Origin of the sequence: Amycolatopsis oliviviridis, from assembly GCF_014654365.1 — a bacterium.
Lineage (GTDB): Bacteria > Actinomycetota > Actinomycetes > Mycobacteriales > Pseudonocardiaceae > Amycolatopsis > Amycolatopsis oliviviridis.
The window spans coordinates 1,413,869-1,439,730 of record NZ_BNAY01000001.1 but is presented as its reverse complement, the minus strand read 5'-3'; the positions used below and the strand labels follow the sequence as shown (position 1 = coordinate 1,439,730).

23 protein-coding genes and 1 pseudogene are annotated in these 25,862 nt (G+C 69.0%); 17 read left to right on the top strand and 7 right to left on the bottom strand.

The annotated features are described in order from the left end of the window. Nucleotides 1-3 precede the first annotated feature (3 nt). Both IE302_RS06205 and IE302_RS06200 read left to right on the top strand, forming a co-directional pair. Entirely contained in the window at nucleotides 4-1,386 is a 1,383-nt protein-coding gene (locus tag IE302_RS06205) for a sensor histidine kinase (RefSeq protein WP_229907618.1), read from the top strand. A gap of 57 nt (nucleotides 1,387-1,443) precedes the next feature. Next, a pseudogene (locus tag IE302_RS06200) lies at nucleotides 1,444-2,457 on the top strand (acyltransferase family protein); the annotation flags it as partial. A gap of 126 nt (nucleotides 2,458-2,583) precedes the next feature. Here the strand turns inward: IE302_RS06200 and IE302_RS06195 are convergent. Continuing rightward, the gene (locus IE302_RS06195; RefSeq protein ID WP_191252572.1) at nucleotides 2,584-4,032 is read right to left on the bottom strand and encodes a DHA2 family efflux MFS transporter permease subunit; all 1,449 of its coding nucleotides are present in this window, start codon (nucleotides 4,030-4,032) and stop codon (nucleotides 2,584-2,586) included. A 221-nt stretch (nucleotides 4,033-4,253) separates the two neighbouring features. Between IE302_RS06195 and IE302_RS06190 the strand changes: the two genes are divergently transcribed. Both IE302_RS06190 and IE302_RS06185 read left to right on the top strand, forming a co-directional pair. Continuing rightward, nucleotides 4,254-5,105 carry a maleylpyruvate isomerase N-terminal domain-containing protein gene (locus tag IE302_RS06190; RefSeq protein ID WP_373307907.1) on the top strand — a complete coding sequence of 284 codons (852 nt, stop codon included), beginning with the start codon at nucleotides 4,254-4,256 and terminating at the stop codon, nucleotides 5,103-5,105. Between the two features lie 28 nt (nucleotides 5,106-5,133). Then, nucleotides 5,134-5,625 carry a MarR family winged helix-turn-helix transcriptional regulator gene (locus tag IE302_RS06185; RefSeq protein WP_191252570.1) on the top strand — a complete coding sequence of 164 codons (492 nt, stop codon included), beginning with the start codon at nucleotides 5,134-5,136 and terminating at the stop codon, nucleotides 5,623-5,625. On the opposite strand, the gene IE302_RS06180 is transcribed toward IE302_RS06185, so the two are convergent. The 4 genes from IE302_RS06180 to IE302_RS06165 all read right to left on the bottom strand — a co-directional run bounded on the left by IE302_RS06180 (nucleotide 5,622) and on the right by IE302_RS06165 (nucleotide 9,714). Beyond that, a complete protein-coding gene (locus IE302_RS06180) occupies nucleotides 5,622-6,233 on the bottom strand; it encodes a DUF6506 family protein (protein WP_191252568.1) in 612 nt (203 codons plus the stop codon). The two genes, IE302_RS06185 and IE302_RS06180, sit on opposite strands and share 4 nt — an antisense overlap. A gap of 177 nt (nucleotides 6,234-6,410) precedes the next feature. Then, nucleotides 6,411-8,234, bottom strand: coding sequence for a fibronectin type III domain-containing protein (locus IE302_RS06175; protein ID WP_191252566.1), 1,824 nt, complete (start codon nucleotides 8,232-8,234; stop codon nucleotides 6,411-6,413). 83 nt (nucleotides 8,235-8,317) lie between these two features. Next, nucleotides 8,318-9,253 carry a helix-turn-helix domain-containing protein gene (locus tag IE302_RS06170; RefSeq protein ID WP_191252564.1) on the bottom strand — a complete coding sequence of 312 codons (936 nt, stop codon included), beginning with the start codon at nucleotides 9,251-9,253 and terminating at the stop codon, nucleotides 8,318-8,320. 59 nt (nucleotides 9,254-9,312) lie between these two features. After that, nucleotides 9,313-9,714 (bottom strand): winged helix-turn-helix transcriptional regulator, encoded by a 402-nt coding sequence (locus tag IE302_RS06165; protein WP_191252562.1) that lies wholly within the window; start codon nucleotides 9,712-9,714, stop codon nucleotides 9,313-9,315. 98 nt (nucleotides 9,715-9,812) lie between these two features. On the opposite strand from IE302_RS06165, the gene IE302_RS06160 reads away from it, so the two are divergent. Further along, a complete protein-coding gene (locus IE302_RS06160) occupies nucleotides 9,813-10,220 on the top strand; it encodes a RidA family protein (RefSeq protein WP_191252560.1) in 408 nt (135 codons plus the stop codon). Nucleotides 10,221-10,223: 3 nt separating this feature from the next. On the opposite strand, the gene IE302_RS06155 is transcribed toward IE302_RS06160, so the two are convergent. Together IE302_RS06155 and IE302_RS06150 are read right to left on the bottom strand one after the other, a co-directional pair. Next, nucleotides 10,224-10,703 carry a cupin domain-containing protein gene (locus tag IE302_RS06155; protein WP_191252558.1) on the bottom strand — a complete coding sequence of 160 codons (480 nt, stop codon included), beginning with the start codon at nucleotides 10,701-10,703 and terminating at the stop codon, nucleotides 10,224-10,226. A 142-nt stretch (nucleotides 10,704-10,845) separates the two neighbouring features. Further along, on the bottom strand, nucleotides 10,846-11,277 hold the full coding sequence (locus tag IE302_RS06150) for a VOC family protein (protein ID WP_191252556.1): 432 nt from the start codon (nucleotides 11,275-11,277) through the stop codon (nucleotides 10,846-10,848). Nucleotides 11,278-11,388: 111 nt separating this feature from the next. On the opposite strand from IE302_RS06150, the gene IE302_RS06145 reads away from it, so the two are divergent. The 12 genes from IE302_RS06145 (at nucleotide 11,389) to IE302_RS06090 (ending at nucleotide 25,767) form a co-directional block, all read left to right on the top strand. Next, complete coding sequence (locus IE302_RS06145) at nucleotides 11,389-12,045, top strand: GntR family transcriptional regulator (RefSeq protein WP_191252554.1); 657 nt, start codon at nucleotides 11,389-11,391, stop codon at nucleotides 12,043-12,045. A 207-nt stretch (nucleotides 12,046-12,252) separates the two neighbouring features. Continuing rightward, nucleotides 12,253-13,566 carry an ABC transporter substrate-binding protein gene (locus IE302_RS06140; protein ID WP_191252552.1) on the top strand — a complete coding sequence of 438 codons (1,314 nt, stop codon included), beginning with the start codon at nucleotides 12,253-12,255 and terminating at the stop codon, nucleotides 13,564-13,566. Further along, nucleotides 13,566-14,522: a carbohydrate ABC transporter permease gene (locus IE302_RS06135; protein WP_191252551.1), complete on the top strand. Its 957-nt coding sequence runs from the start codon at nucleotides 13,566-13,568 to the stop codon at nucleotides 14,520-14,522. The genes IE302_RS06140 and IE302_RS06135 overlap by 1 nt, the downstream gene beginning before the upstream one ends. Then, nucleotides 14,515-15,354, top strand: a complete 840-nt coding sequence (locus IE302_RS06130) for a carbohydrate ABC transporter permease (RefSeq protein ID WP_191252549.1) — start codon at nucleotides 14,515-14,517, stop codon at nucleotides 15,352-15,354. Before IE302_RS06135 ends, IE302_RS06130 begins: the two co-directional genes overlap by 8 nt. Nucleotides 15,355-15,386: 32 nt before the next feature. Next, nucleotides 15,387-16,718, top strand: coding sequence for a GH1 family beta-glucosidase (locus IE302_RS06125; RefSeq protein WP_191252548.1), 1,332 nt, complete (start codon nucleotides 15,387-15,389; stop codon nucleotides 16,716-16,718). A 199-nt stretch (nucleotides 16,719-16,917) separates the two neighbouring features. Continuing rightward, nucleotides 16,918-18,393 carry an amidohydrolase family protein gene (locus IE302_RS06120; RefSeq protein WP_191252547.1) on the top strand — a complete coding sequence of 492 codons (1,476 nt, stop codon included), beginning with the start codon at nucleotides 16,918-16,920 and terminating at the stop codon, nucleotides 18,391-18,393. Then, nucleotides 18,390-19,532 carry a M20 family metallopeptidase gene (locus tag IE302_RS06115; RefSeq protein WP_191252546.1) on the top strand — a complete coding sequence of 381 codons (1,143 nt, stop codon included), beginning with the start codon at nucleotides 18,390-18,392 and terminating at the stop codon, nucleotides 19,530-19,532. The genes IE302_RS06120 and IE302_RS06115 overlap by 4 nt, the downstream gene beginning before the upstream one ends. A gap of 31 nt (nucleotides 19,533-19,563) precedes the next feature. Further along, on the top strand, nucleotides 19,564-20,448 hold the full coding sequence (locus tag IE302_RS06110) for a GNAT family N-acetyltransferase (protein ID WP_191252545.1): 885 nt from the start codon (nucleotides 19,564-19,566) through the stop codon (nucleotides 20,446-20,448). Next, a complete protein-coding gene (gene menC, locus IE302_RS06105) occupies nucleotides 20,445-21,551 on the top strand; it encodes an o-succinylbenzoate synthase (protein WP_191252544.1) in 1,107 nt (368 codons plus the stop codon). Before IE302_RS06110 ends, menC begins: the two co-directional genes overlap by 4 nt. A 76-nt stretch (nucleotides 21,552-21,627) precedes the next feature. Continuing rightward, nucleotides 21,628-23,298 (top strand): PucR family transcriptional regulator, encoded by a 1,671-nt coding sequence (locus IE302_RS06100; protein ID WP_191252543.1) that lies wholly within the window; start codon nucleotides 21,628-21,630, stop codon nucleotides 23,296-23,298. 138 nt (nucleotides 23,299-23,436) lie between these two features. Then, nucleotides 23,437-24,696 carry an MFS transporter gene (locus tag IE302_RS06095; RefSeq protein WP_191252541.1) on the top strand — a complete coding sequence of 420 codons (1,260 nt, stop codon included), beginning with the start codon at nucleotides 23,437-23,439 and terminating at the stop codon, nucleotides 24,694-24,696. 159 nt (nucleotides 24,697-24,855) lie between these two features. Next, the gene (locus tag IE302_RS06090) at nucleotides 24,856-25,767 is read left to right on the top strand and encodes a serine hydrolase (RefSeq protein ID WP_191252539.1); all 912 of its coding nucleotides are present in this window, start codon (nucleotides 24,856-24,858) and stop codon (nucleotides 25,765-25,767) included. The last annotated feature ends 95 nt before the right edge of the window (nucleotides 25,768-25,862 follow it).

Sequence of the window (25,862 nt, the reverse complement as noted above, 5' to 3'; positions counted from 1 at the left end):
GCCTTGAGGTCGACCCGTTTCCGGGTCGCGCTGACGTCCTTCTTGACGTCGCTCGTGGCACTCGGCATCGTGTCGGCCTGGCTCGTGAGCGACGCCCAGAGCCGGCTGGAGAGCGGCGCGGCGCAGGTGGCGAGGGAACGCGCGGCGGCGATCGTCCAACTGCTCAACACCGGCGCCCGGCCCGCCGACCTGCGGTTGCTCGTCCGGGATTCGGCCTACGAGGTGGTCGACCGGATGGGGAAGCGGGTCATCACCTGCCCTGGTCTGCGCCACGGGGCGATCGCTCCGGCGGACGGGTTCGTCCGAGGTGACTCCGTGGTGTTCCTCCGGCCCGGTGACGCCGATCTGGCGATGCCGGAATCGATCGGTTGCCAGCGCACGCTGGGCCGCGACGTCGAGATCACCGAGACGCGGGTGCACGTCGCGGCCGAGACGAGCGGCGACAGCAAGTACCTGATTTACGGCGCCGCGGTCGTCGACGAGTCCGGGCAGGCGGCGCTGGATTCGGTGCGCGTGACACTGCTGGCGGGCGTCCCGGTGATCGCGCTGCTGATCGGGGCGATCGCGTGGTTCGCGGTCCGCCGGTCGTTGCGCCCCGTCGAGGCGATCCGCTCGGAGGTCGCGGAGATCGGCGCGCACGATCTCTCCCGCCGGGTCCCCGCCCCGGACAGCGCCGACGAAATCGCGAAGCTGGCGGAAACGATGAACACGATGCTCGCCCGCCTGGACACCGCGGTCACCCGGCAGAGCCGGTTCACCTCGGACGCGTCGCACGAACTCCGTACGCCGCTGGCCTCGCTGCGGACCCAGCTGGAAGTGCTGCTCGCGCATCCGGACCGGCTCGACTGGCGCGACGCCTGCCGGAACGCGCTGCTGGACATCACCCGGTTGCAGGACCTCGTCGGCGATCTCGTGCTGCTCGGCAAGCTGGACAACGCGGAACCGGATCGGCTCGCCCCGGTGCGACTGTCCGAAGTGGTCGAATCCTGTCTCTCGGGACGGCGGAACGTCCGCGTGGAGATCGAGGGCGACCCGATGGTCCTCGGCAACCGCGGCAGGCTGGAACGCCTGCTGCGCAACCTGGTGGACAATGCGCAACGCCACACTCGCACCGGCGTCGAAGTGTCTGTGTCCACAGTGGACGAATTCGCCATGCTGACGGTCACCGACGACGGCCCCGGCATTCCCGCCGACGACCGCGAGCGCGTGTTCGATCGTTTCGTGCGCTTGGACGACGGACGAGCGCGCGACGACGGCGGCGCCGGCCTCGGGCTGGCGATCGTCGCCGAGATCGCCCACGCGCACGGCGGCATCGTCGAGGTCGCCGAGCACGACGGCGGCGCCCGGCTCGTTGTCCGTCTGCCGTTGGCCGACACTCCAAACTGAAGACGTCTTCAGCTTCCTTAAGCTTCGGTTCAGCGTCCGGGCCCGAACCTACGGCCCATGTCCGATCTCTCGCGCCGCTCCTGGTGGCGGCCGCTCGGCCACGCCGAGTACCTGGCCTCGTCGTGGTTCCCCGGCCTCACCGGCGTGCGCGCGCTCGCTGCCGTGGCCGTCGTGTTCTTCCACTACGGAGGTCCCATCGTGGACCGCCTGCAGGGCTGGATCGCCGTTCAGTTGTTCTTCGTGCTGTCCGGCTTCCTGATCACCACGCTGGCGCTGCGCGAGGAGGGCCGCACCGGCCGGATCTCGCTGCGCGGGTTCTACCTTCGCCGGGTCTTCCGGATCATGCCGGTGTACTTCCTGCTGCTGGCGCTGACCACGCTCGCGGTGCTGCTCGGCGGCACGTACCAGAGCAGCAGGCTCGCCGACGCGATGCCGTACTACCTCGTCTTCGGCAACGAGCTCGTCGACTACAACACGCCCTATCCGACGTCGTGGTCGCTGGGCGTGGAGGAGAAGTTCTACCTGGTCTGGCCCGCGTTGCTGGTACTCACGTCGTTCGCGCGCAGCGGCAAGACCGCGCTGCGCCTGCTGCTGGGCGCGTCCGCCGTCCTCGGGGTGGTGTTGTTCGCGCTGCCGCTGGCGCCCTCGCACACCTGGGCGAGCCTTTCGGTGCACTATTGCTCGCTGGTCATCGGCTGCCTGCTGGCGATGACACTCCACCATCCGCGCGGGTTCGCCCTGGTCCGGCCGCTGACCAGCCCGGTCGTCGCCACGGTGGTCGGCTGCGGGTTCGTCGTCCTGCAGTTCTCGGTGGGCCCGCTGGCCAAGGCGCTGGGCGGACACTGGCAGTTCGTGGTCCCGGTCTACGCGGCGGGCTCGGCATTGCTCCTCGTGGCCGTCGTTTCGCCGGGCCCTGTCCGGAACCTGCTGTCCAGCAGGCCGATGACGTTCGTCGGTGACCGTTCGTACGCGCTGTACCTGGCTCAGACCGGTGCGGCGGGTGTCACCGGCTGGCTGTTGCCCAGTGGTCTCGCCAAGGCCGCGGCGACCACCGGTGTCGCCCTGCTGTTCGCCTGCGCGCTGCGCCGGTGGGTCGAACAACCCGCCATCGCCTACGGTCGGAAGCTGCTCGAACGCCGAACGCCCGCCGGGCCCCGGGTGGAGGCCGCGGCGGGCGCGGGACGAACGGAACCGTCGTCAGTGGTGCGCGGCCGCCGCGGCGGAACCGGCGCTCTTCTTGACGAACAGCGATCCGAGGAACGCCGCCACTCCGACGCAGCCGGCGACCATGAACGTGGTGCGGATCCCCGCCGCGTCGGGGCTGGCCGCCCCGGCCGTCGCCGAACCCGCCGTGGCGACCGCGATGAACACGGCCGTGCCGAGCGCGCCGGCGAGCTGCTGCAGGGTGGCGAGGATCGCGCTGCCGTGTGAATAGAGGTGTTCGGGCAGCGAACCGAGGGACTCGGTCATCAGCGGCGTCATCATCAGGCCGAGCCCGCCCATCAGGAGGACGTGGATGGCGATGACCGCGACCAGCGGCGATTCCGCGCCGAGCAGGGCGAACAGCCACAGCGAGATCGCCATCGCGGCCGCGCCGGGGATGACCAGGGGCCGCGGGCCGAAGCGGTCGTACAGGGCGCCGACCGGGCGGCCGAGCAGGCCGAGGACCAGGCCGCCGGGAAGCACCGCGAGCCCGCTGACGAACGTGCTGGTGTGCAGGACGGTCTGCAGGTACAGCGGGAGCAGGATCGCCGCGGCGCCGAGCAGGCACATGAACAGCAGTGCCGTCAGCACCAGCGAGACGATGAAACTGCGGTGGGTGAACGGGCGCAGGTCCAGCAGCGCGCGGTCTTCCTTCTGCAGGCGCAGCTGACGCCAGGTGAACACCGCGAGCGACACGACCCCGACGACGATCGGCACCCACGGCGGCACCGGCTGGTGCCCGCCCGCCGACTCGCCGGACGTCGAGAGGCCGTACAGCACACCGCCGAAACCGATGGCGGACAGGATCACCGACAGCACGTCCAGCGGCACCTTGCGGGTGTCACTGTCCAGCTTCAACTGCAGCGCGCCGACCGCGAGGGCGGCGAGCGAGAGCGGCAGCACGATCCAGAACATCCAGCGCCAGCCGAGCGAGGAGAGCACCGCGCCGCCGATGGTCGGGCCGATGGCGGGGGCGACCGCGATGACGATGGTGATCGTGCCCATCGTGGCGCCGCGCTTCTCCACCGGGACCAGGCGCATCACCGTGGTCATCAGCAGCGGCAGCATCACCGCGGTACCGCACGCCTGGATGACCCGGCCGGTCAGCAGGAGCGCGAAACCCGGGGCGAGCGCGCTGACCAGGGTGCCGGTGCTGAACAGGGTCAGCGAGGCGAGGAAGACCTGGCGCGGGGTGAACCGTTCGAGCAGGAACCCGGTGATCGGGATGACGACCGCCATGGTGAGCAGGAAGCCGCTGGTCAGCCACTGCACGGTGGTGGTCGGGACCTTGAGGTCGACGGTCAGGTCACGCAGCGCGACGCTCAGGATGGTCTCGTTGAGGATCATCACGAACGCGGAGAGGACCAGGACCCCGATCAGGAGCCCGGCGCGTGCCGGTGCCCTTTCCTGGTCGTGGGTGGTTTCGGGCATGGTCTCGGTCATCTGTGTGGGGCTCCTGGAAGGGCGCGGTTCCGCGTGGGCCGCCTTCGGCGCCGGCGACGGTGACAGCGAAGGCGAAGTCGATTCGCCGTTCAGTCTGCCTGTGCCGGTCGGTTCGTGTCACGTCGATTTCCGTAGTGAGTACGGTCACTGCGCTGCCGGGAGGTGCCGGAACAGCACGACAGCGGACGGAATCCCTGTGTCACGGCGATAAAATTCGAGTCGTGACCGGAGCTATCGCGGCTGATCAATGGCAATCGGTACGGCGCGCCTATCGGGTGACGGGCGCGCGATTCGCGGAACTGGTGTCCGGCGTTCCGGATCCGGCGGCGATGGTCACCGCGGAGTGGACGGTGGCCGACACCGTCGCCCACGTCGCGATGATCGCGAAGATGTACACGGCACTGGCGCGGCCGGACACGGCCCCGGTGCTGGACGCCCGCGGGCAGGATCAGCTCGAAAAGACCACTGTGGACACGGTTTCCGTATTGAACACCCTGGTGTTACGAGATTGCCCGGAACGCGACATCGGCGTGCTGGTGACCGGGCTGCTCGCTGACATCGAAGAAGTGCTTCGGGTGACCGAGGACGCCGACCCGGCGACCCCGCTGGACTGGCTCGGTGACTCGAAGGTTCCCTTGGCCGGTGTCCTCGCGCACCTGGTCAACGAACTCCAGATCCACGGCTGGGACATCGCCGAAGCGCTGAAACTGCCGTGGACCATTCCGCCGGCCGACGCGGCTCTGTTCTTCGATCTCTTCATGGTCGGCGTGCTGACCCACGACACCGGGCACCTTCTCGACACCGACGAACCGCCGCGGGAAAGGCGGATCGCCGTGGCGTTCCGCTCGGCGTACACGACCCCGGTGGTCCTGGTGCTGCACCGGGGACGCGTCACCGTCGAGGACCCCGGCGGGCCGGTCGACGTGCGGATCTCGTTCGACCCGCCGTCGCTGAACCTGATGATGTTCCATCGGGTGGGCAGGGTGCGCACGGCCTTGAAGCGCAAGATCGTCGTCGGCGGTCCCCGGCCGTGGCTGCTGCCCGCTTTCCTGCGTGTCGTGCGTTTGCCCTAGGGCGCGGACCGGCGGCTACGCTCTTGCGGTGCCGAAGGATTCCATCGACCGCATGGTCGACGAGTGGGCCGCCAGTGACGGCGCGCTCGACGTCAGCGCCCTGCAGGTGGTCGGACGGCTGTTCCGCAGCGCCGGGCACGGCCAAGCGGCAGTCGTCGAGGCACTTCGCCCGTTCGGGCTGAGCTACGGCGACTTCGACGTCCTCAACACACTCCGGCGCCGCGACGACCCCGGCGGCACGCATCCGCGGGATCTCGCCGAGACCGCGCTGATCACCTCCGGCGCGATGACCGCGCGGCTCGACAGGCTGGAGCGGAGCGGCCTGGTGAAGCGCCGCCCCGATCCCGAAGACCGGCGCGCCGTCCGGATCCGGCTCACCAAGGCCGGGGCGGACCTCGCGGCGAAGGCGCTGGACGCCGTCCTCGTCGCCGACGAGGACCTGCTGTCGCCGCTCAGCCCGGCTCAGCGGCGGACGCTGGCGTCCTTGTTGAAGAAGCTCCTCCTGCACGCCGAGGGCTAGGGCGTTTCCTGGGCGGTTTCGGCCTCGAACGCCGCTTTGTACGCGGCCGCGGGCTCGATCGAATCGACCGGCCAGGTCACGAGGCGCACCGGAACCCGGTCACCGACCGCCGTGGCGACGTCCCTGGCCACGATCAGCGAGGTACCGCCGCAGATCTCGATCAACCCGGTTCCGGCGTCGGCCAGTTCGCGGGCGATCCTGACGGCGGTGGGGGAGTCGGGCACGGAGACCGCCGTGGTCCGGCCGCCGCCCGCGTGTTCGCGGACCACGCGGTGCCTGGCCGGATCAGCACTCGGGTGCCCGACGAAGATCGTGGCGGAGTCGCGGATCGGCTGGGTGGCCGGTATGCCGAAACCCGCGACGCCGACCGCCGCTCGTCCGTCCACGGCTTCGATGACTTGAGCTGCCGACGCGAGGTCGAACCCGCGGTACAGCTCCATGAGCTGGACGCCGGCGGCCACGGCCTCGTCCGCGAGCTTCGCCGCGGCCGCGCCGTCCGGCACCCAGACGAGCAGCGCCTCCGCGTCGCCCAGATCCTGCACGACGCGGTCGGTGTCCGGGTCCGCACCGGGCTCGAGGAAGAGGAACAGTTCGATGGTCTCGCTCATGGCGCCTCCCAGTTAGCTTGCCATTGAACTACTTGATGGCAAGGTTAACCGGCCTGGCGGTGCGCGTATTCCCTTCCGTGGGGGGTTATTGCCAAAGTCCGCGAAGGCCTCCTTGAGGGCCCCAGAGTCCCTCAAGGAGGCCTTCACGGACCGGTGCCGGCGGTGATCGGCAAGGGTTTAGAGGGTCAGTGACCAGGTGTCGAGTACCCCGGTGTCACCGGGGCCGTAGTCGGTGACCCGCAGCTGCCACTTCCCGCCCGCCGGCGACGACGCGCCGGGCACCGTGAACGTCCGCGCGCCGTTCCAGGCCGTGCACACCGAACCGCCGCTGTACTTGAGCGGGTAGGCCTTGCCCTTCGGGTCCAGGAGCGTCACGCCGAGGTCCTCGGCGCAGGTGTGCCGGATCGTCACCGAGATCCCGAGCGACGTCGCGGCCTGCCCGGTGAGGGTCGAGGTCACGGGGCTGAACACCTGCTGATGGTCGCGGATCGCGAAGTCGGTGTCGTTGCTCAGTGTCCGGACGCCGCCGTTGCCGGGTGCCGTCTTGGCGGACACGACACCACTCGCGGGCGACACGTTCCCCGCCGCGTCGCGGGCCTTCACGGTGAAGCTGTAGGACGTGTCCGGGCTGAGCCCGGTCACGGTGGCGCTGGTACCCGTCACGGAAGTCGCGAGCGTCGAGCCGTTGTAGACGTCGTAACCGGTGACACCGACGTTGTCCGTAGCCGCGTCCCAGGACAGCGAGACGCTGTTCGAAGTCGTGCCGGTGGTCCGCGCGTTGCCGGGAGCGGTCGGCGCCGTCGTGTCGCCGCCGCCACCGGTCACCAGCTTGAGGTTCCACTTGTTCAGGGCTTCGATCACCGGCTGGAAGATCGACATGTCCCCGTCGCTCGGGTTCTCCACACACTTCGACGGTCCGCCGTCGTGCAGGCCGACCGCCTTGGTGCCGAGCAGCCAGCCGCCGCCCGAGTCGCCGCCGAGCGAGCACGCCGTCGTCCAGGTCAGGTCCTCGATGATCAGCCCGCCGCCGTAGTCGACGGCCTTGTGCGTGTACTTCACCTCGCCGCATTTCCACTTCGACGTGTTCCCGGAGTGGCAGACCCGGTCGCCGACCATGGCCTCGGCCGATCCCGTGACCGTGATGGCGGGCTCGCCCCACGTGTTGACCGCCGCCGAGAGTTCCCAGCCGGATTGCGTCACCGCGACCACGCCCATGTCGCCTTCGCGCGCGTTGACGCTGCGCGTCCCGCCGACGTTCGACGTGCCGATCCGGTTCTGCTGGCCCGAAGCGCCGTAGGCCGCCTGGTCGCGGTCGTTCGTGCAGTGCCCGGCGGTGAGGAAATGCTTGGCCCCGGCCGAATCGGTCGCGCCGAAGCCGACCGAACAGTTGCTCTCCCCGCCCGGCCACCACGGGTTGCCGGTTTGGATCGTGCCCGCCTGCTGGGCGGGCGAAGACCCGCTTTCGGTGATCCGCACGCCGAGATTCCTGACCCGGGAGAGTAAACTCTCGGTCTCGGCGGTCTTGCGGGTCCGGTCGACCGAGACGCCGACCTCGTTGTTCCGGACGTCGACACCCCAGCCGAACACGCCTGGGACGCCGTCGCCGACCAGTGCGCGGACGGCTTCGTCGGTCCGGTCGAGATCGGCTTCGGTCCGGGACACCAGCCGCGGTTCGGCGCCGAGGGCCCTGGCCGCGTCGGCGTCCGCCGCGTTCGTGACGGCCAAGGTCAGCTTGCCCGCGGCCGCGTCGAACCACTGCCCGGCGGAGCGGGCGCGCAGGCCCTCCGGGAGCGACGCCGCCAGCCGGTGGGCCTCGTCCTGGGCGGCCAGCTGGGATTTCGCTTCGGACGTGGTCAGCCCGAACGCGGCTGCCACCCCGTTCACTTCGGCGTCCGGATGGACCGGCGCGGGTGGTGTCGCGGCCTGAGCCTCCGGGCTGAGCCACAGCGCGACCAGGGCAAGGACACTCAAATAGGAATAAACTCTGTTGTGCCGTCGCATACGCACTCCTCGAATCGAAAAGGCAGTGCGCCGACGGTAATTCCCTCACCCCGCGAAATCGTAGACCCGCGAGTCGTTAACAATTAAGAGTCCCAATCCCATTCGAAGCCGAACCGGCCAGGGCCGAAATTCAAGGCGACTCCGTGCACGGAATCGCTGCCTGGCTGGACTTCCGTCCACTCGGCGGGCTGTCCGTCCTGCTCTGAATAGCGACGGCAGCGTGCCGGGAGCAGGCCGGGGGAGAACTGGACCTCGAGGACGTATTCCCGGGCGGGCAACCGGAATTTGCGCTCGTAGTTGGTCGCGTGCGGGAACGGGGCGCAGTTCACCAGTGTGTGTTCCGTGATGACGGTTTCGCCTTTCGCGAGCGGCCGTTCGAAGAGCAGTTCCATCACGAGCAGACCGTCTTCGGGGCGGTGCACACTTCGGCCGGGACGGCAGCCCCGTAACGAGGTCACCGCGGGCAGCGGCCGGTCGTGCTCGTCGATGTGGACGATCATCACCCAGCGATCCGGGCCGTCGGCCTCGGCGCGGAGCACCTGCCGCGACCGGAACGCGAGCTCCTCCTGACCGGGACCGACGGAGACGACGTCGTGCTGGCTGATCCTCGTCAGCCGTTCGTCCCACCGGGTGTCGACCTCGCTGACGGCCGCGTCGATCCGTGACCGGTCCGGCCAGTACCGCCCGATCTCCGGGAGACCGTCGGTGCGGGCAGGCCACCGGCCCCGGGCACGCGGCGGTCCGAGCAACGCGGTCAGACTGCCGGGCGGCACTTCCAGCACCTGTTCGAGATGACGGAGTCCGAGTACGGAATCCCGGCGCTCCGGACGGCTGCGCCCGGACTGCCAGTAGCTGAGCGTCGCCGCGGTGATCGAGACGCCGCGGGCGCGCAGATGGTCACGCAGGCGTTCCAGGCTGAGTCCGCGGACCCGGATCGCCTCGCGGAGCGCGTCGGCGAAGGGCCCGTCACGGAGCAACCGCGCGAACTCGGACCGGGGTTCCGCTCCGCCGGAGATCACGCGGCGAGCATAGATCCGGGAGGTGGGTAAGTGAACCGATCGAGCTGCCGGCCAGGCCGTTAACCGTTAACAGGCGCGTCGAACCGGCGGCGCGCGTCGTCGATGTGAGAAAGGAACCGATGGGTCCAGTCGCACATCCCGTCGACCGTCGCGCGCAAGCCGTGCCCCGCCTCGGTGAGGGTGTAGTCGACCCTGGGCGGCACGGTCGGATGCACCGTCCGCTCGATCAGGCCGTTGCGTTCCAGCATCCGCAGGTTCTGGGTGAGCATCTTGTGGCTGATGCCCTCGATGTCGTTCCGCAGTTCGGTGAACCGCCGGGTGCGGTCGCCGATCGTCTCGATGATCAGGAGGGCCCACTTGTTGGCGACGTCGGAGAAGATCTCCCGCGCCAGCGAGTCCGCCCGCAGCAGATCCGCGTCGTCGGTGTCGTTCTCGGTGCCGCTGAGCGGCTTGGTTCCCATCAGGTTCCCCAGTCACGAAAAAGTGCGTTCTTCCAGGTCGTCGCACACTCTCCTACAGTTCCTGGGTAACCACAAGTGACCATGAGTAAGGAGTACGGATGAGCATCACCCTGGTGAATCCCGCGGGACTGCCGGAGATCCCCGCCTACCGGCAGGTGTCGATCGCGACCGGGTCGAAGCTGGTCTTTATCGCGGGGCAGGTCTCCTGGGACGCCGACGGCGCCGTGGTCGGCGAAGGCGATCTCGCCGCCCAGGTCGAACAGTGCTACCTGAACATCGGCACCGCGCTCGCCGGGGCCGGGGCCACCTTCGACGACGTCGCGAAGATGACCGTCTACGTCGTCGACTGGACCCCGGACAAACTCGCGCTGTTCCTCGAAGGCGTGGACCGGGCCGCCGCCAAGCTGGGCGGTACCCCGGTCCCGCCGGGCACGTTGATCGGCGTCGCGGCGCTCGACGTGCCCGAGCATCTGGTCGAGATCGAGGCGACCGCGGTCATCGACTGACCCTCACTGACCGCGGGCGGCACGCCAGATCGGGCTGTCGACGTAGTGGTTGTCGTACTGCTTCGACGACGCGGCGATCTCCGACGGGTCGGCCTCGCCGCGGGCGACCCGGTCGAGCAGCCGGTAGTAGTCGAAGCGGGCCATGCCGGGCGTGAAGGTCACGAGGACGTCGGCGTCCGAGCCTGCCTCGGGCCCGAACGCGTGCGGCACCCGGGGCGGCACGGCGAGGAAGTCGCCCTTCTCCAGGGTGTGCAGGGTTTCTTCGACGAGCACCTGGAGCTTTCCTTCGAGCACGAAGAAGAACTCGGTCGCGCGGGTGTGGAAGTGAGCCGGGGTGCCGAAGACGCCGTCCTTCAGGGTCGCGCGGTTCGCGGTGAAGCCCCCGTCGGTGGTGTCCGAGTCGGCCAGCAGCGTGATGTCGCTGCCCGGCGCGTCGCTGACGATCTCGGCGTCGGCGGCCCGGAGGAGGATGGGGTCGAACATGGTGGAGTCTCCTTGGTTTCCGTGTTCAGCAGGCTCGCTGACAGGACCAAGCCTCTCCCGGTCGCAGGTCTTGATCAATGCGGAAAGCCGCAACGATCGATAATGTGGAAGTTATCGATCCTTGCGGCGCCGTGCGTGGCCGTCAGACGGCGAACACCTGCGAGTCGTCGGCGAAAGCCTTGAACTCCAGGGCGTTGCCCGCCGGGTCCAGCAGGAACATCGTCCACTGCTCGCCGGTCTGGCCCTCGAACCGGACGTAAGGCTCGATGACGAACGAGGTGTCCGCCGCGCGCAGCCGGTCGGCCAGCTTCCGGAACTCCGGCACGGTGAGGATCAGGCCGAAGTGGGGGACGGGCACGTCGTGTCCGTCGACGGGGTTGTGGATCCGCTGCGGCCGCTCCGGCGCGAGATGCGTGACGAACTGGTGGCCGTGGAGGTTCCAGTCGATCCATTTGTCGGAGCTGCGGCCCTGTTCGAGCCCGAGGACTTCGCCGTAGAAGGTGCGCGCCGCGGCGAGATCGTCGACGGGCATCGCGAGGTGGAAGCGAGGGATGGGGGAGTCGAGGACGGTCATGACCAGGGGATCCTTTCCGGCGGACGAGTCTTGTCGCAATGTTAACATTGAGACAAGGTGAGATCGAAGTCCTCATCGCTACTATCGGGCGTTCCAGTGGAGAGGATCACGATGAGCGAACCCGTCGGGGTGGTGCCGGCGCGGCGTCGCGGGCTGGCGGACGAGGTCGCCGACAGGGTCCGGGACGCCATCTTCGGCGGCGCCTATCCGCCCGGCGCGCAGTTGCGCGAGGTCGAGCTTTCGGCCGCGCTCGGCGTCAGTCGCGGTCCGGTGCGCGAAGCGCTGCTCAAACTGGAGCGCGAGGGCCTGGTTCGCAGCGAATGGCATCGCGGCGCGATCGTCACCACGCTGTCCGATGTGGACGTCGCCGAGCTCGACAGTCTGCGGTCGGCGCTGGAGCAGCTGGCGGTCCGGCTGGTGGTCGCGAAGGCGTCGGACGCGGAGCTGGCCGCGATCGACGACGTCGTCGAGCGGATGGACCGGGCGCGCGACGAGCACGAGATGGTCCGCTGCGACATCGACTTCCACGACGCGGTCTACGCGGCTTCCGGGCATCGGCGGCTCGTCGAGGCATGGCGGGCCATCCGGTCGCAGGTGCACCTGTTCCTGCTGACCCGGATCGGCGTGAGTTCCGAGGGCTATCTCGCGAGCATCCCGGAGGAGCATCGGCGGCTGGCTTCGGCTCTCCGGGAGCGCGACGGCGAAAAGGTGCTCGAACTCTTCGCCGCGCATCGCGGGCAGGCCCTGGATGTGCTCACCGGGAAGTGATCGTGGCCCGGGTCGCCCGCGTCTGCGATGATCACTCACGGGAAGCGGCGCTGACCTGGTAATCGCTCACTCGCGATCGGGGGAGTACCAATCGGCGTCAGGGTCTTGACGGCAAGGTGGACCAAGGCTTAACTCAAGCCCTGAAATAAGGCGTGTCCCGGGTCACAGGCCCGGACGCGGCTTGGCCACTCACCCCGAGGACCATCGATGCGAATCGGAAAGATCGCTCCCGCGCTCGTCCTGGCGCTGGCGGCCGCCACCACGGCGGCGTGCGGCGGCGGCGACACGTCGTCCAGTGCTCCCAAGGAGCTCGTGTACTGGGCGTCCAATCAGGGCACCAGTCTCGACAACGACAAAGCCGTCCTGCAGCCCGAACTCGACAAGTTCGAGAAGGCCTCCGGGATCAAGGTCAAGCTCGAGGTCGTCCCGTGGACGGATCTGCTCAACCGGATCCTCGCGGCCACCACCTCCGGCAAGGGGCCGGACGTGCTCAACATCGGCAACACGTGGTCCGCCTCGTTGCAGGCGACCGGGGCGTTCCTGCCGTTCGACGACGCCGCGCTGGAGAAGGTCGGCGGCAAGTCGCGGTTCCTCGGGCCGTCGCTCGCGGCCACCGGGGCGAGCGGGCAGCCACCGGTCGGCGTGCCGCTCTACGGCCAGGCGTACGGCCTGTACTACAACAAGAAGCTCTTCGCGGAGGCCGGCATCACGAAGCCGCCTGCCACCTGGGAAGAACTCGTCGAGGACGGCAAGAAGCTCACCAAACCCGACAAGGGCCAGTGGGGGCTCTCGCTGCAGGCGGGCCAGGTCACCGAGAACAGTCACCACGCGGCGATCCTCGGCGCCCAGCAGGGCGCGCAGTTCTTCACGCCGGAGGGCAAGCCGCAGCTGGCTTCGGACCCGTCGGTCGCGGCCGTGCAGCAGTTCGTCGACCTGATGCAGAAGGACAAGATCGTCAACCCGGCCAACGCCGAGTACGCCGACACCGCCAAGTCCCTCAAGGACCTGTCGGACGGCAAGGCCGCGATGTTCATGAACCAGGCCTCCGCGGGTTCGTTCAAGAACATCGGGATGGACATGGCCAACCTCGGCGTCGCGCCGATCCCACAGCCCGCCACCACCCCGCCGAACGGCCGCAAGGTGAGCAGCTTCGTCGCCGGCATCAACATGTCGGTCTTCAAGAACACCAAGAACCCCGACGCCGCACTGGACTTCGTGAAGTTCATGGTCTCGGCGCCGGAGCAGGCGCTGCTCAACAAGACCTACGGTTCCCTGCCGACCGTCCAGGACGCCTACAGCGACGCGGCGTTCCAGACCGAGGACGTCAAGGTGTTCCAGAACGTGCTCGCAAACTCGGCCGAGCCGATGCCGCAGGTCCCGCAGGAGTCGCAGTTCGAGACGCTGATCGGCACCGCGATGAAGGCGATGTTCGCCGACGTCGCCGCGGGCAAGCCGGTCGACGGGGCCAAGATCCGGGACCAGCTGAACCAGGCGGATCAGCAGATCGCGGCCGGTAGTTGATGCCGACCGCGCTCGACGACGCCCCGGCCGTGCAGGCGGCCGGGGCTCCCGGATCACGGCGGGTCCGGCGCAAGCGGCGCCGGGTCGCGCTGCCGTATCTGCTCCTGCTCCCCGCGATCCTGCTCGAACTGCTCGTCCACCTGATCCCGATGATCGCCGGGCTCGTGATGAGCTTCTTCAAGCTGACGCAGTTCTACATCCGGGACTTCTCGTCCGCCCCGGCCGCCGGGCTGGACAACTACAAGTTCGTCCTGGACTTCAATTCCGCGGCGGGCAAGTCGCTGCTCGGCTCGTTCTGGATCAGCATCCTCTACACCATCTTGTCGGTGGGGTTCTGCTGGCTCTTCGGCACCTCGGCCGCCGTGCTGATGCAGAAGAACTTCCGCGGACGCGGCCTCCTCCGGACCCTGTTCCTGGTCCCGTACGCGCTGCCGATGTACGCCGCGGTGATCACCTGGTCGTTCATGTTCCAGAAGGACACCGGCCTGGTGAACAGCCTGCTGGGCACCGATTCCTTCTGGCTGATCGGCGACAACAGCTTCTGGTCGCTGGTGGTCGTCTCGGTCTGGCGCAACTGGCCGTTCGCGTTCCTGATCGTGATGGCCGGGCTGCAGAACATCCCCGGCGAGCTGTACGAGGCGGCGGCCATCGACGGCGCGGGCTGGTGGCGCCAGTTCCAGGCGATCACCCAGCCGATGCTGCGCCCGGTCAACCAGGTCCTGCTGCTGGTGCTGTTCCTGTGGACCTTCAACGACTTCAACACGCCGTATGTCCTTTTCGGAGCGTCCGCGCCGAAGGAGGCGTCGCTGATCTCGATCCACATCTACCAGAGTTCCTTCGTGACCTGGAACTTCGGCCTCGGCTCGGCGATGTCGGTGCTGTTGCTGCTGTTCCTCCTGATCGTCAGCACCGTCTACCTGGGACTGACCGCGCGGAGGAGGAACGCCGTTGTCTGAGCCTCGCTGGGTCCCGTGGGCCCGCCGATTCGTCCTCGGCTTCCTCGCCTTGTTCACCCTGATCCCGCTGTACGCGATGGTTTCGTCGTCGCTGAAGCCGCTCGGGGACGTACAGGGCAAATGGGAATGGTTCCCGACGACCCTGACCATCCAGCCGTTCTTCGACATCTGGGAGACCATCCCGCTTGCCGAGTACTTCGTGAACAGCCTGGTCATCTCGGGTTCGGCGGCGATCCTCTCGGTGGTGATCGCGATCTTCGCGGCGTACGCGCTGAGCAGGTTCCGCTTCCGCGGCAAGAACTTCTTCAAGATGACCGTGCTCTCCACCCAGATGTTCCCCGGCATCCTGTTCCTGCTGCCGCTGTTCCTCATCTTCGTCAACATCGGCAACACCACCGGCATCGTCCTGTACGGCTCCCGGCTCGGGCTGATCGTCACCTACCTGACCTTCTCGCTGCCGTTCGCCATCTGGATGCTCGCCGGCTACATCGACTCGATCCCCAAGGAGCTCGACGAGGCCGCGATGGTCGACGGCACCGGGCCGCTCGGCGCGCTGATCCGGGTGGTCATCCCGGCGGCCATGCCGGGCATCGTCGCCGTCGGCATCTACTCGTTCATGACGGCCTGGGGCGAGGTCCTGTTCGCGTCGGTGATGACCGACTCGGGCACGCGGACCCTCGCCGTCGGTCTCCAGGAGTACTCCACCCAGGTCCAGGTGTACTGGAACCAGGTCATGGCCGCCTCCCTGATCGTCTCCGTTCCGGTCGTCGCCGGATTCCTGCTGCTCCAGCGCTATCTCGTCGCCGGGCTCACCGCCGGTGCCGTGAAATGACCCGCCCGTCGCTCCGTACAGAGAGGTCCGCCTTGAATCTGCACCTGCCCGCCGATTTCCTGTGGGGTGCGGCCACCGCCGCGTACCAGGTCGAAGGCGCCGTCGACGCCGACGGCCGGCTCCCGTCCATCTGGGACGACTTCGTCCGGGTCCCGGGTGCCGTCCTGAACGGCGACACCGCCGACGTCGCGTGCGATCACTACCGGCGCTGGCCGGAGGATCTCGCGATCATGAAGCGGCTGGGTCTCGACGCCTACCGCTTCTCGGTCGCGTGGCCGCGGGTGATCCCGACCGGCCGCGGTGAAGTGAACGCGCTCGGCCTCGGCTTCTACGACCGGCTTGTCGACGCCTTGCTCGAAGCGGGGATCCGGCCGTTCGCCACGTTGTTCCATTGGGACCTGCCCTCGGCGCTGAAGGGCGGCTGGCCCGAGCGCGACACTGCGTACGCGTACGCGGATTACGCCGCCGTGGTCGCTGCGAAGCTCGGTGACCGGGTCAAAGACTGGAACACCGTCAACGAGCCGCTGTGCTCGGCCTGGCTCGGCTACCTCGAAGGCCGCTTCGCCCCTGGCGTCAAGGACCTCAAGCAGGCGATCCACGCGTCGCACCACCTCCTGCTCGCGCACGGCCTGGGGGTGCAGGCGATCACCGCGAACGCCGCCGAGCCCGCCAACGTCGGCCTGGTGGTCAACCTCAGCGGGATCGAGCCCGCGTCCGATGCCACCGAGGACGTCGAGGCGGCGGCCAGGATGGACGGGCACGTCAACCGCTGGTGGCTCGACCCGTCGAACGGCCGCGGCTACCCGGCGGACATGATCGAGTTCTACGGCGTCGAGCCGCCCGTGCTCGGGGACGACCTCGAAGTGATCTCGACCCCGGTCGGCTTCCACGGGCTGAACTACTACTTCCGCCAGATCGTCGAGGACGACCCGACCGGCCCCGTGCCCCGCGCCCGGCAGGTTCCGGTCGAAGGGGCGGCCACGACCGCGATGGGCTGGGAGATCCACGGGCAGGGCCTCGCGGACCTGATCCACCGGCTCGCCAACGAATACGGCGCCCGGGCCATCTACGTCACCGAGAGCGGGGCCGCCTTCGACGACAAGGTCGCCGAGGACGGCACGATCGACGACGCGGACCGCATCGCCTACCTGGAGGAACACCTGGGCGCGGTGGCCGGGGCCGCCGAAGCGGGCGCTCCGGTGAAGGGGTACTTCGCCTGGTCGCTGCTCGACAACTTCGAATGGGACAGCGGGCTGAGCAAGCGGTTCGGGCTCGTGCGGGTCGACTACGACACGCAGGTCCGTACGGTGAAGGCGAGCGGTCACCGGTACGCGGAGATCATCGCGGAGCACCACGGCCGCTAGCCAGGCCCGAGTGTCATGAAAGGGCCGTTCAGGACGTTTTTCGTCTTGAACGGCCCTTTCATGACACGGGGCGAAGGGGCGCGGAACAGTTCGTGCGGGCGGATGGACCGAGGGGCCCGGATTCGTCGCGCGGTACGAACGGACGCCTGACGAAACCTCCTAGGGTCGCCATGAACGAGGCGATCCTAGGAGGCGAAGCATGCGGACACTCTTGCGTGGCGGTCGTGTCATCGACCCGGCGACGGGATTCGACGGCCCGGCCGACGTGCTGGTATCCGACGGGGTGGTCACCGCCGTCGGGACGGGTCTGACCGCGGAGCCCGGCGACGTGGACATCGACGTCACCGGGCTCGTCGTCGGACCCGGCTTCATCGACCTGCACAGCCACGTGCACACCATCGCGGGCCAGCGGCTGCAGGCGATGGACGGGGTGACGACCGCGCTCGACCTCGAAGCCGGGCTGATGCCGATCGAGCGGGCCTACGCCGAGGCCGCCGCGGCGGGACGTCCGCTGCACTACGGGTTCTCGGCGTCCTGGGGCGCCGCGCGGGCGCAGGTGCTCGCCGGGATCGAGCCGGACGCGAACATCGACAGCGGGCTGGCGGTGCTCGGAAACCCGGTCTGGCAAAGGTCTTCGTCGCCGAAGGAACTCGCCGCCTGGCTGTCCCTTGTGGACGGCGAGCTGGCCGCGGGCGCGCTCGGCGTCGGCGTGCTGCTCGGTTACGCGCCCGACACCGATCCCGGTGAGTTCCTCGCGCTGGCCCGCCTCGCGAAGGAGGCCGGGGCGCCGACCTACACGCACGTCCGTGAACTGGTCGAGGTGAACCCGGAGACGCCCGTCGACGGTTCGGCGGAGATCGCGATCGTCGCCGCCGAGACCGGCGCCGCGATGCACCACTGCCATGTGAACAGCACGTCCGGGCACCAGATCGAACGGGTGCTCGCGGCGCTCGAAGCGGGACGTTCGGCCGGGTCGCGGGTGACCGTCGAGGCCTATCCGTACGGCGCGGGCAGCACGGGGATCGGCGCGGCGTTCCTTTCGCCCGAACGCCTCAAGATGAAGGGGCTCTCGCCGTCCAGCGTGATCATGCTGGAGTCGGGGGAGCGCATCGCCGACGAAGGCCGTCTGCTCCAGGTGCGCGTCGAGGACCCGGGCGCGCCGTGCATCCTGGAGTTCCTCGACGAGAGCAGCCCGCACGATCTCGGCCTGCTGCATCAGGCGCTCGCTTTCCCGGACGCCATCGTCGCCAGCGACGCGCTGCCCGTGTACTGGAAGAACGGAACCAGCGAGAGCATCGAATGGCCGCTGCCGCCCGGCGGTGCGACGCATCCGCGCACGTCCGGCACGTATGCCAAGACGTTGCGCCTGATGGTTCGTGAGAGCAAGGCCTGGACGTGGCTGGAGGCGTTCCGGCGCTGCTCCTACCTGCCGGCGCGCGTGCTCGACGAGGTCGCACCCGGGGCGCTGGCCAAGGGGCGGCTCAACGTCGGCGCCGACGCCGACATCGTCGTCCTCGACCCGAACGCCATCACCGACGCGGCGACCTACTTCGACCCGACCCGGCCCTCGGTCGGCGTCCGGCATCTGTTCGTCTCGGGGGTCCCGGTCGTCACCGACGGGAACCTGCGCACCGACGCCTTCCCCGGCAAGCCGCTGCGGGGTGAGCCGCGATGAGCGGACTGCTGGACGACATCGAGACGCTCGTCCGCTGCGAGTCCCCGTCCTCGGATCACGAGGCGGTGGCCCGCAGCGCCGAAGTGGTGGCGGGAGTGGGCCGGAGACTGCTCGGCGCGGAGCCGGAGCGGATCGTCGTCGACGGGGTCACGCATCTGCGCTGGCGATTCGGTGACGGGCCGCCGCGTGTCCTGCTGCTCGGCCACCACGACACGGTGTGGCCCCACGGTTCACTGGAGACGCATCCGTTCTCCGTTCAGGACGGTGTGTTGCGCGGCCCGGGTTGCTTCGACATGAAGGCCGGGGTCGTGATGGCGCTGCACGCCGCCGCGACCGTGCCCGATCGGGACGGCCTGTCCATTCTGGTCACCGGCGACGAGGAGATCGGCTCGCCGTCGTCCCGCGCCCTGATCGAGGCATCGGCGGCGGGTTGCGACGCGGCGTTCGTGCTGGAGGCCTCGGCCGACGGTGGCGCGCTGAAATGCCGCCGCAAAGGCGTTTCCCATTACCGCGTCGAGGTGATCGGCCGCGCCGCGCACGCCGGGCTCGAACCGGAGAAGGGGATCAACGCGGGGATCGAGATCGCGCACCAGATCCTCGCGGTCGCCGCACTGGCCGATCCGGAGGCCGGGACCAGCGTGACCCCCACCGTCGTCTCGGCGGGAACGACGGTCAACACCGTGCCCGCCGCCGCGAGTGTGGCCGTCGACGTCCGCGTGTGGAACGAGGCCGAACAGCTCCGGGTCGACCGGGCCATGCGGGACCTCCGGGCGGTACTGGACGACGCCGAGGTCCGCGTGACCGGCGGGATCAACCGGCCGCCGCTCGAAGAGGGCTCGTCGGCGGGCTTGTTCGAGCTGGCCCGGGAACTGTCGGGCGAACTCGGTCTCGGGGACCTCACCTCCGCGTCGGTCGGCGGTGCTTCGGACGGCAATTACACCGCCGGGATGGGAATTCCCACCCTGGACGGACTCGGCGCGGTTGGTGGCGGGGCACACGCGGATCACGAGCACGTCGTCGTCGCGGAATTGCCACGACGTACCGCTTTGCTGGCCGCGCTCGTGGAAAACGTGCTCGCGAAACGGGATCCGTCCGGTGCGACGAATCGCGCGGGCGAATCTGGTGCGGCACGACGGTGACTCGGCCACCGGGCCGGGAAAGGATTGTCCCGTGACGAATCTTGCGACGAATACGGAGAGCCTGGTGTCGGCGGAGGTGCGCGACGAAGCCGTCGCCGCCGCGCGCGCCGCGGCCGTGGCTTCGGGCGTCGAAATCCGCGAACTCACCGAAATCGCCGATCTGGCCGCGGTGGTCGGCCTGTTCGAGTCGATCTGGCAGTCCGCGCCCGGTGCCCGGCCGGTCAGCACGGAGTTGCTCCGTGCCATGTCCACCGCCGGGAACTACGTCGCGGGCGCGTTCGAGCACGGCGAACTGCTGGGGGCCTGCTTCGGTTTCTTCGGGCGCCCGGGAAAAGGAAGCCTGCACAGCCATATCGCCGGGGTCGCCCACGCGGGTGCGGGACGGGGGATCGGGCACGCGCTCAAACTGCACCAGCGCGGTTGGGCGCTGCTCCAGGACGTCTCGGTGATCACCTGGACCTTCGATCCGCTGGTGCGCCGCAACGCCTATTTCAACCTGGGGAAACTCGGCGCGCATCCGATCGGCTACCTGCCCGACTTCTACGGTCCGATGGAGGACAGCATCAACGGTTCGGGTGACACCGACCGGCTGATGGTCGGCTGGGACCTGAAGAGCCCGAACGTCCGCTCCGCCGCTTTCGGCGAACCCGTCCTGATCGACGGGGAAGCGCTGGGCGCGGCGAAGGCGCTGTCGGTCGCCCCTGACGGCGGTCCGAGCATCGGAGCCGCCGACACCCCGACCGTGCTCGTCGCCGTCCCCGCCGACATCGAACGGTTGCGCCGCACCGATCCCGGTCGCGGCAACGCGTGGCGCGTCGCCCTGCGCGAAGTCCTCGGCGGGCTGATGGCGGACAACGCCAAGGTCGCCGGTTTCGATCGTGCCGGCTGGTACGTGATCTCGAAGGAGCAGTCGTGAAACTCAGCGGTGTGGAACTACGCCGGGTCAGGATGCCGCTCGTGGCCCCGTTCCGGACGTCGTTCGGGACCCAGTCCGAACGGGAACTGCTGCTCGTCCGCGCGGTGACCCCGGCGGGTGAGGGCTGGGGCGAATGCGTCACGATGGCTGAGCCGCTCTACTCGTCGGAGTACAACGACGCCGCCGAACACGTGCTGCGGAACCATCTGATCCCCGCCTTGCTGGCCGCCGACGACGTCACCGCGTACAAGGTGACGCCGCTGCTGGCGAAGTTCAAGGGACACCGGATGGCGAAGGGCGCGCTGGAGATGGCCGTCCTCGACGCCGAACTCCGCGCGCACGAACGGTCCTTCGCGGCCGAGCTGGGGTCCACACGCGACTCGGTGGCGTGCGGCGTCTCGGTCGGGATCATGGATTCGATCCCGCAGCTGCTCGACGTCGTCGGCGGCTACCTCGACGAGGGCTACGTCCGGATCAAGCTGAAGATCGAACCCGGCTGGGACGTCGAGCCGGTGCGGCAGGTGCGGGAACGGTTCGGCGACGACGTGCTGCTGCAGGTCGACGCCAACACCGCGTACACCCTGGGCGACGCGCCCTTGCTGTCCAAGCTCGATCCGTTCGAGCTCCTGCTGATCGAGCAGCCGCTCGAAGAGGAGGACGTGCTCGGCCACGCCGAACTGGCCAAGCGGATCCGGACCCCGATCTGCCTCGACGAGTCGATCGTCTCCGCGAAGGCCGCGGCGGACGCGATCAAGCTCGGCGCCTGCCAGATCGTCAACATCAAACCGGGTCGCGTCGGCGGCTACCTCGAAGCCCGCCGGGTGCACGACGTCTGCGCGGCGCACGGGGTCGCGGTGTGGTGCGGCGGGATGATCGAGACCGGGCTGGGCCGGGCGGCCAACGTCGCGCTGGCGTCGCTGCCCGGCTTCACACTGCCGGGGGACACCTCGGCCTCCGGCCGGTTCTACCGCACGGACATCACCGAGCCGTTCGTGCTGGACGCCGGGCACCTCCCGGTGCCGACGGGACCGGGGCTCGGTGTGGCCCCGATTCCCGATCTCCTGGACGAGGTCACCACCGAAAAGGTGTGGATCGGTTCGTAGCGCGCTACGAATTCCGGGGTTAGATTTGGTCGAAACGAACCAATCGGTTCGCGGAGGCCGGGTTTACCTTCGGGGGGTGCTGACACCGGTGCCCAGCAAGCCGCACATGAGCTTGGGGCGCGTCCTGGAGGACCTCGGGGACGTGCTCCTGGAGCCGGTCGCGGTCGGCCGGACCACCCGCAGGCAGCTCGGCGGGGTGGTCATCCACGATCCGCACGACGAATCCGACATCCCTGGCGGAGCCGTCGTGCTCGGCGTCGGGGTGCGGGAGCAGGACGAGGTCGTCCGCCTCTTGCACGACGTGGGTGCGAGGGGCGCGGCGGCGCTCGTCGTCCGTTCTCCCGTCACCCCGGCGCCGGAACTCCGGCGCGCCGCGGACTCGTCCGGTGTCGCCCTGCTCGGGCTGGCCCGCGGCGCGTCCTGGGCCCAGCTCGCCGCCATGCTCCGGACCCTGCTCGCCGAGGGTGACGTCGGCGAGGTCTCGCCGCAGACGCTCGGCGGGATGCCGTCGGGTGACCTTTTCGCGCTGGCCAACGCGATCGCCGCGCTGCTGGACGCGCCGGTGACCATCGAGGACCGCAGCAACCGGATCCTCGCGTTCTCCGGGCGCCAGGACGAAGCGGATCCCTCCCGGGTCGAGACCATCCTGGGCAGGCAGGTGCCGGAGCGGTTCGCCCGCGGGCTGGAGCGGGACGGTGTCTTCGAGAAGCTGTACCGCGACCATGCGCCCGTCTACGTCGACCCGCAGCGCTACGACGAAGTCGAGCTCGTCCTTCCCCGGGTGGCGCTCGCCGTCCGCGCGGGCGACGAGATACTCGGGTCGATCTGGGCGGCGGTCCGAGAGCCGCTCAGCGAGGAGCGGACTCAGGCGCTGATCGACGCCGCCAAGCTCGTCGCGTTGCACATGCTCCGGTTGCGCGCGGGCGCCGATGTCGAACGGCGGCTGCGCGCGGACTTGGTGAGCACGGCGCTCGAAGGCGGTTCCGGGGCGCCGGAGGCCATCGCCCGGCTCGGTCTGCTCGGCCAGCCGTCGATCGTGCTCGCCATGGGACTGCTGGGCACACCCGCGCTCGAGGACGACCTCCGCCTGGTCGCGGACCGCCAGCGGGTCGCCGACGCGCTGGCCATGCACCTCAGCGCGGTGCAGCCGCGTTCGGCCGTCGCCCTCGTGGGCGACGTCGCATACGGCATCGTCCCGATGCCCGGCAGCCAGGACGACTGCCAGGAGCGTTCGGTGCGGGTCGCGTCGACCTTCCTGGAACGCACCGGCCGTCGCGCGGCGGCCGCGATCGGCATCGGACCGCTCGCGCTCGACGGCTCCGGCCTGCGTGCCTCGCGCGACGGGGCGGACAGGGCGTTGCGCGTGCTGCTCACCAACGCCGGCGCGAAACGCGTCGCCACCGCGGACGACGTCCACGTCGACGCGCTCATGCTGGAACTGGCCGACCTCGCCGCGGCCAGGGGAGACGTCGCGACAGGACCTGTCGCGCGATTGCTCGCCTACGACGCCCAACACCAGTCACAACTGGTGCACACCCTTCGGTGCTGGCTGGACGCCTTCGGTGACATCGGTGCCGCGTCCGCCGCGGCCTATGTCCATCCGAACACCTTCCGCTATCGCCTGCGGCGCCTGGCCGAAGTCGGCGAGATCGATCTCGACGACGCGGGGGAGCGGTTCGCCGCCATGGTGCAGCTACGGCTGTTGCCCCGCGAGACGCGGACAGGGCCACCGGGCGCCGAAGACTGAGGTTGGTCAGCCCGGCCCGAAACGGCGCCGGATGTTCGTGAGATCGCACGAACTCCGTCGGCCGAGTGCGTTTCAGAATGAGTGATCGGCGCCACGCTCGCCGTTCTCCTTCTCTCCCAACGTTTCCGCGGAGGCGCCATGACGGCAGTGGTCAACGAGGACACCTGGACAGCGCGGCGGATCAACCGGACGGCGCTCATCACCATGGTGGTGATGGTCTTCGCCTGGGCGGTCGACTACATCGACCGGTTCTCCATCGGGATGGCGCTGCCGATGATCGGCGCCGAGTTCGATCTCAGCAAGACCCAGCAGGGCTGGCTCGTGACCGTGTTCGCGCTGGTCTACATGGTGTGCCAGATCCCGGCGGGTTTCCTCGCGGACCGCTATGGCTCGCGGGGGCCGATGCTGGTGACGCTGCTGGCCTGGTCGGCGTTCACCGCGATGACCGGGATGGCGGGCACGTTCGGGATGCTGCTGCTCGTCCGCGGCCTTTTCGGCGTGTGCCAAGGACTTTTCCCGGCGGCCTCGTTCAAGGCGATCGCCGAACGGACCACTCCCGGCAACCGCGCGACGGTGACCGGCGTGATGCTGTCCGCCGGCGGGATCGGCGCGGGGCTGGCGCCGCTGATCGTCGGACCGCTGTTGATGGCCCTCGGCTGGCGGCACACGTTCTTCTGGATGGCGGGGATCGGCGCGATCATCGGCGTGGTCGTCTGGACGTTGCTGCCGAAGCCGCTGCCGAAGTCGTTGAGCAGCCTTCCCCGCACCGAGACGAGCGTGCCCGAGGTGTCGCGCAAGCAAGTGCTGAAGTCCTTTGTGGTCTGGAAGTTCACGCTGCTGTTCTGCGCCACCAACATGCTGAACTACGGCCTGATCACCTGGGTGCCCAGCTACCTGCTCGAAGCGCGGGGACTGACGCTGAACCAGACCGGTGTCCTGGCGGCGATCCCGATGCTGGTCAGCATCGGCACGACCATCCTCGGCGGCTGGCTGTTCGACAAGTACTTCCACGACCACGGCCGCTGGTACCTCGGTTCGATCGCGCTGGTGACCGTGGTGCTGCTGATCCTGATGGTGAGCGCGGACAGCACGGCGGAGTTCACCCTCTACGAGACACTCGCACTCGCGGTGTTCGGGATGGCGACGATGGCCGTCTTCGGCCTGCCGCTGCGGGTGCTGCCCACGGCGGTCACCGGGATCGGCATGGGGGTGATGAACTTCGGCGGCCAGGTGGCCGGCGCGGTCGCCCCGGTGGCGATGGGTTGGCTCGCCGACGCGTTCTCCTACACCGCGGCGTTCGGTTTCCTCATCGTGACCACGTTCCTGACCGCCGTGATGGCGTTCTGGGTCCCGCAGAACCCGGCGCAGTTCAAGTTCTCCCCGGCGAGTCCTCAGTAGACAGGCCGGGCTCGCGTGATCAGGTCCGTAACTCGCGTGATCAGGTCCGTAACTCACGTGTGCGGCCTCCGATCACGTGAGTTACGGGTCCAGCCACGTGAGTTACGGGTTTGATCACGCGATTCCCGTCTTTTCCCGCCTTGTACAGACAGGAGCCTCATGTCCACCGCGTCCGAAGTCATCGAAACGATCAACGCGCGAGCGAAGGAGGTCGGCGTCCGCGTCCGGCTGCACGCGGCCGAGATCGACGGCGCCCGCCGGATCGGGATCGACGAGCACACCCCGGTCGTCACGGCGTCGGTCTTCAAGGTCCCGATCGCGCTGGAACTGGCGAGGCAGGGCGCCGACGGCGGGCTCGATCTCGGCGAGCCGGTCACCGTCCCGCCGGGACATCCCACGCCGAGCCCGTACGGCCTGGCCACTTTCCGGCACGAGATCACGATGTCCTGGTACGACCTCGCGATCCTGATGATCGGGATCAGCGACAACGTCGCCACCGACCTGATCCTCGCCCGCGTCGGCAAGGATTCGACGGAGAAGTCGTTGCGGCGTCTCGGTTTCGAGTACACCACCGTCCCGCAGGACTGTGGCGAGGTGCTCGGCAGCATCGGCAAGGACCTCGGGATCTCCTACGAGGACGACGAGAAAGCGCTGTCCGAGCTGTCGATCGAGCGGATACAGGCGTTGCGCGCGCTGCAACCGGAGCACAGCTGCGCCACGACGGCCGAAGAGATCACGCGGTTGCTGGGCTTGATCTGGCGCGACGAGGCAGCCTCGCCGACGGCGTGCGCCGATGTCCGGCGCTGGCTGGAACTGCAGGTGTGGCCGCATCGGCTGCGTTCCGGGTTCCCGGACGATGGGATCCGCGTCAGCGGCAAGACCGGGACGCTGCCGTCGGTGCGCAACGAGGTCGGCGTGGTCGAGTACCCGGATGGCGGCCGTTACGCGGTAGGGATTTTCACCGACGCCGTCGACGGGCGGTCACGGGTACCGGAGCGGGACGCGTTCATCGGCTTCGCGGCGGCGCAGGCCGTCGAATGGCTCAGGCTTCCCGAGGCCGGGGGCGAATGATTCGTCCGCCCGGATGAACTTTCCCGCCGCTCTCGTCGGTCCGCACGAACCGGTGACGCCCGTCACCGTCCTAGCATTCCGGGAACTGCCGGTCC

Coding starts and splice junctions, on each gene's coding strand:
- IE302_RS06095 (WP_191252541.1), top strand. CDS start 23,437: ATGACGGCAGTGGTCAACGAGGACACCTGGACAGCGCGGCGGATCAAC.
- IE302_RS06175 (WP_191252566.1), bottom strand. CDS start 8,234: ATGCGACGGCACAACAGAGTTTATTCCTATTTGAGTGTCCTTGCCCTG.
- IE302_RS06150 (WP_191252556.1), bottom strand. CDS start 11,277: ATGACCGTCCTCGACTCCCCCATCCCTCGCTTCCACCTCGCGATGCCC.
- IE302_RS06090 (WP_191252539.1), top strand. CDS start 24,856: ATGTCCACCGCGTCCGAAGTCATCGAAACGATCAACGCGCGAGCGAAG.
- IE302_RS06140 (WP_191252552.1), top strand. CDS start 12,253: ATGCGAATCGGAAAGATCGCTCCCGCGCTCGTCCTGGCGCTGGCGGCC.
- IE302_RS06165 (WP_191252562.1), bottom strand. CDS start 9,714: ATGGGAACCAAGCCGCTCAGCGGCACCGAGAACGACACCGACGACGCG.
- IE302_RS06135 (WP_191252551.1), top strand. CDS start 13,566: ATGCCGACCGCGCTCGACGACGCCCCGGCCGTGCAGGCGGCCGGGGCT.
- IE302_RS06160 (WP_191252560.1), top strand. CDS start 9,813: ATGAGCATCACCCTGGTGAATCCCGCGGGACTGCCGGAGATCCCCGCC.
- IE302_RS06120 (WP_191252547.1), top strand. CDS start 16,918: ATGCGGACACTCTTGCGTGGCGGTCGTGTCATCGACCCGGCGACGGGA.
- IE302_RS06195 (WP_191252572.1), bottom strand. CDS start 4,032: ATGACCGAGACCATGCCCGAAACCACCCACGACCAGGAAAGGGCACCG.
- IE302_RS06155 (WP_191252558.1), bottom strand. CDS start 10,703: ATGTTCGACCCCATCCTCCTCCGGGCCGCCGACGCCGAGATCGTCAGC.
- IE302_RS06180 (WP_191252568.1), bottom strand. CDS start 6,233: ATGAGCGAGACCATCGAACTGTTCCTCTTCCTCGAGCCCGGTGCGGAC.
- IE302_RS06115 (WP_191252546.1), top strand. CDS start 18,390: ATGAGCGGACTGCTGGACGACATCGAGACGCTCGTCCGCTGCGAGTCC.
- IE302_RS06145 (WP_191252554.1), top strand. CDS start 11,389: ATGAGCGAACCCGTCGGGGTGGTGCCGGCGCGGCGTCGCGGGCTGGCG.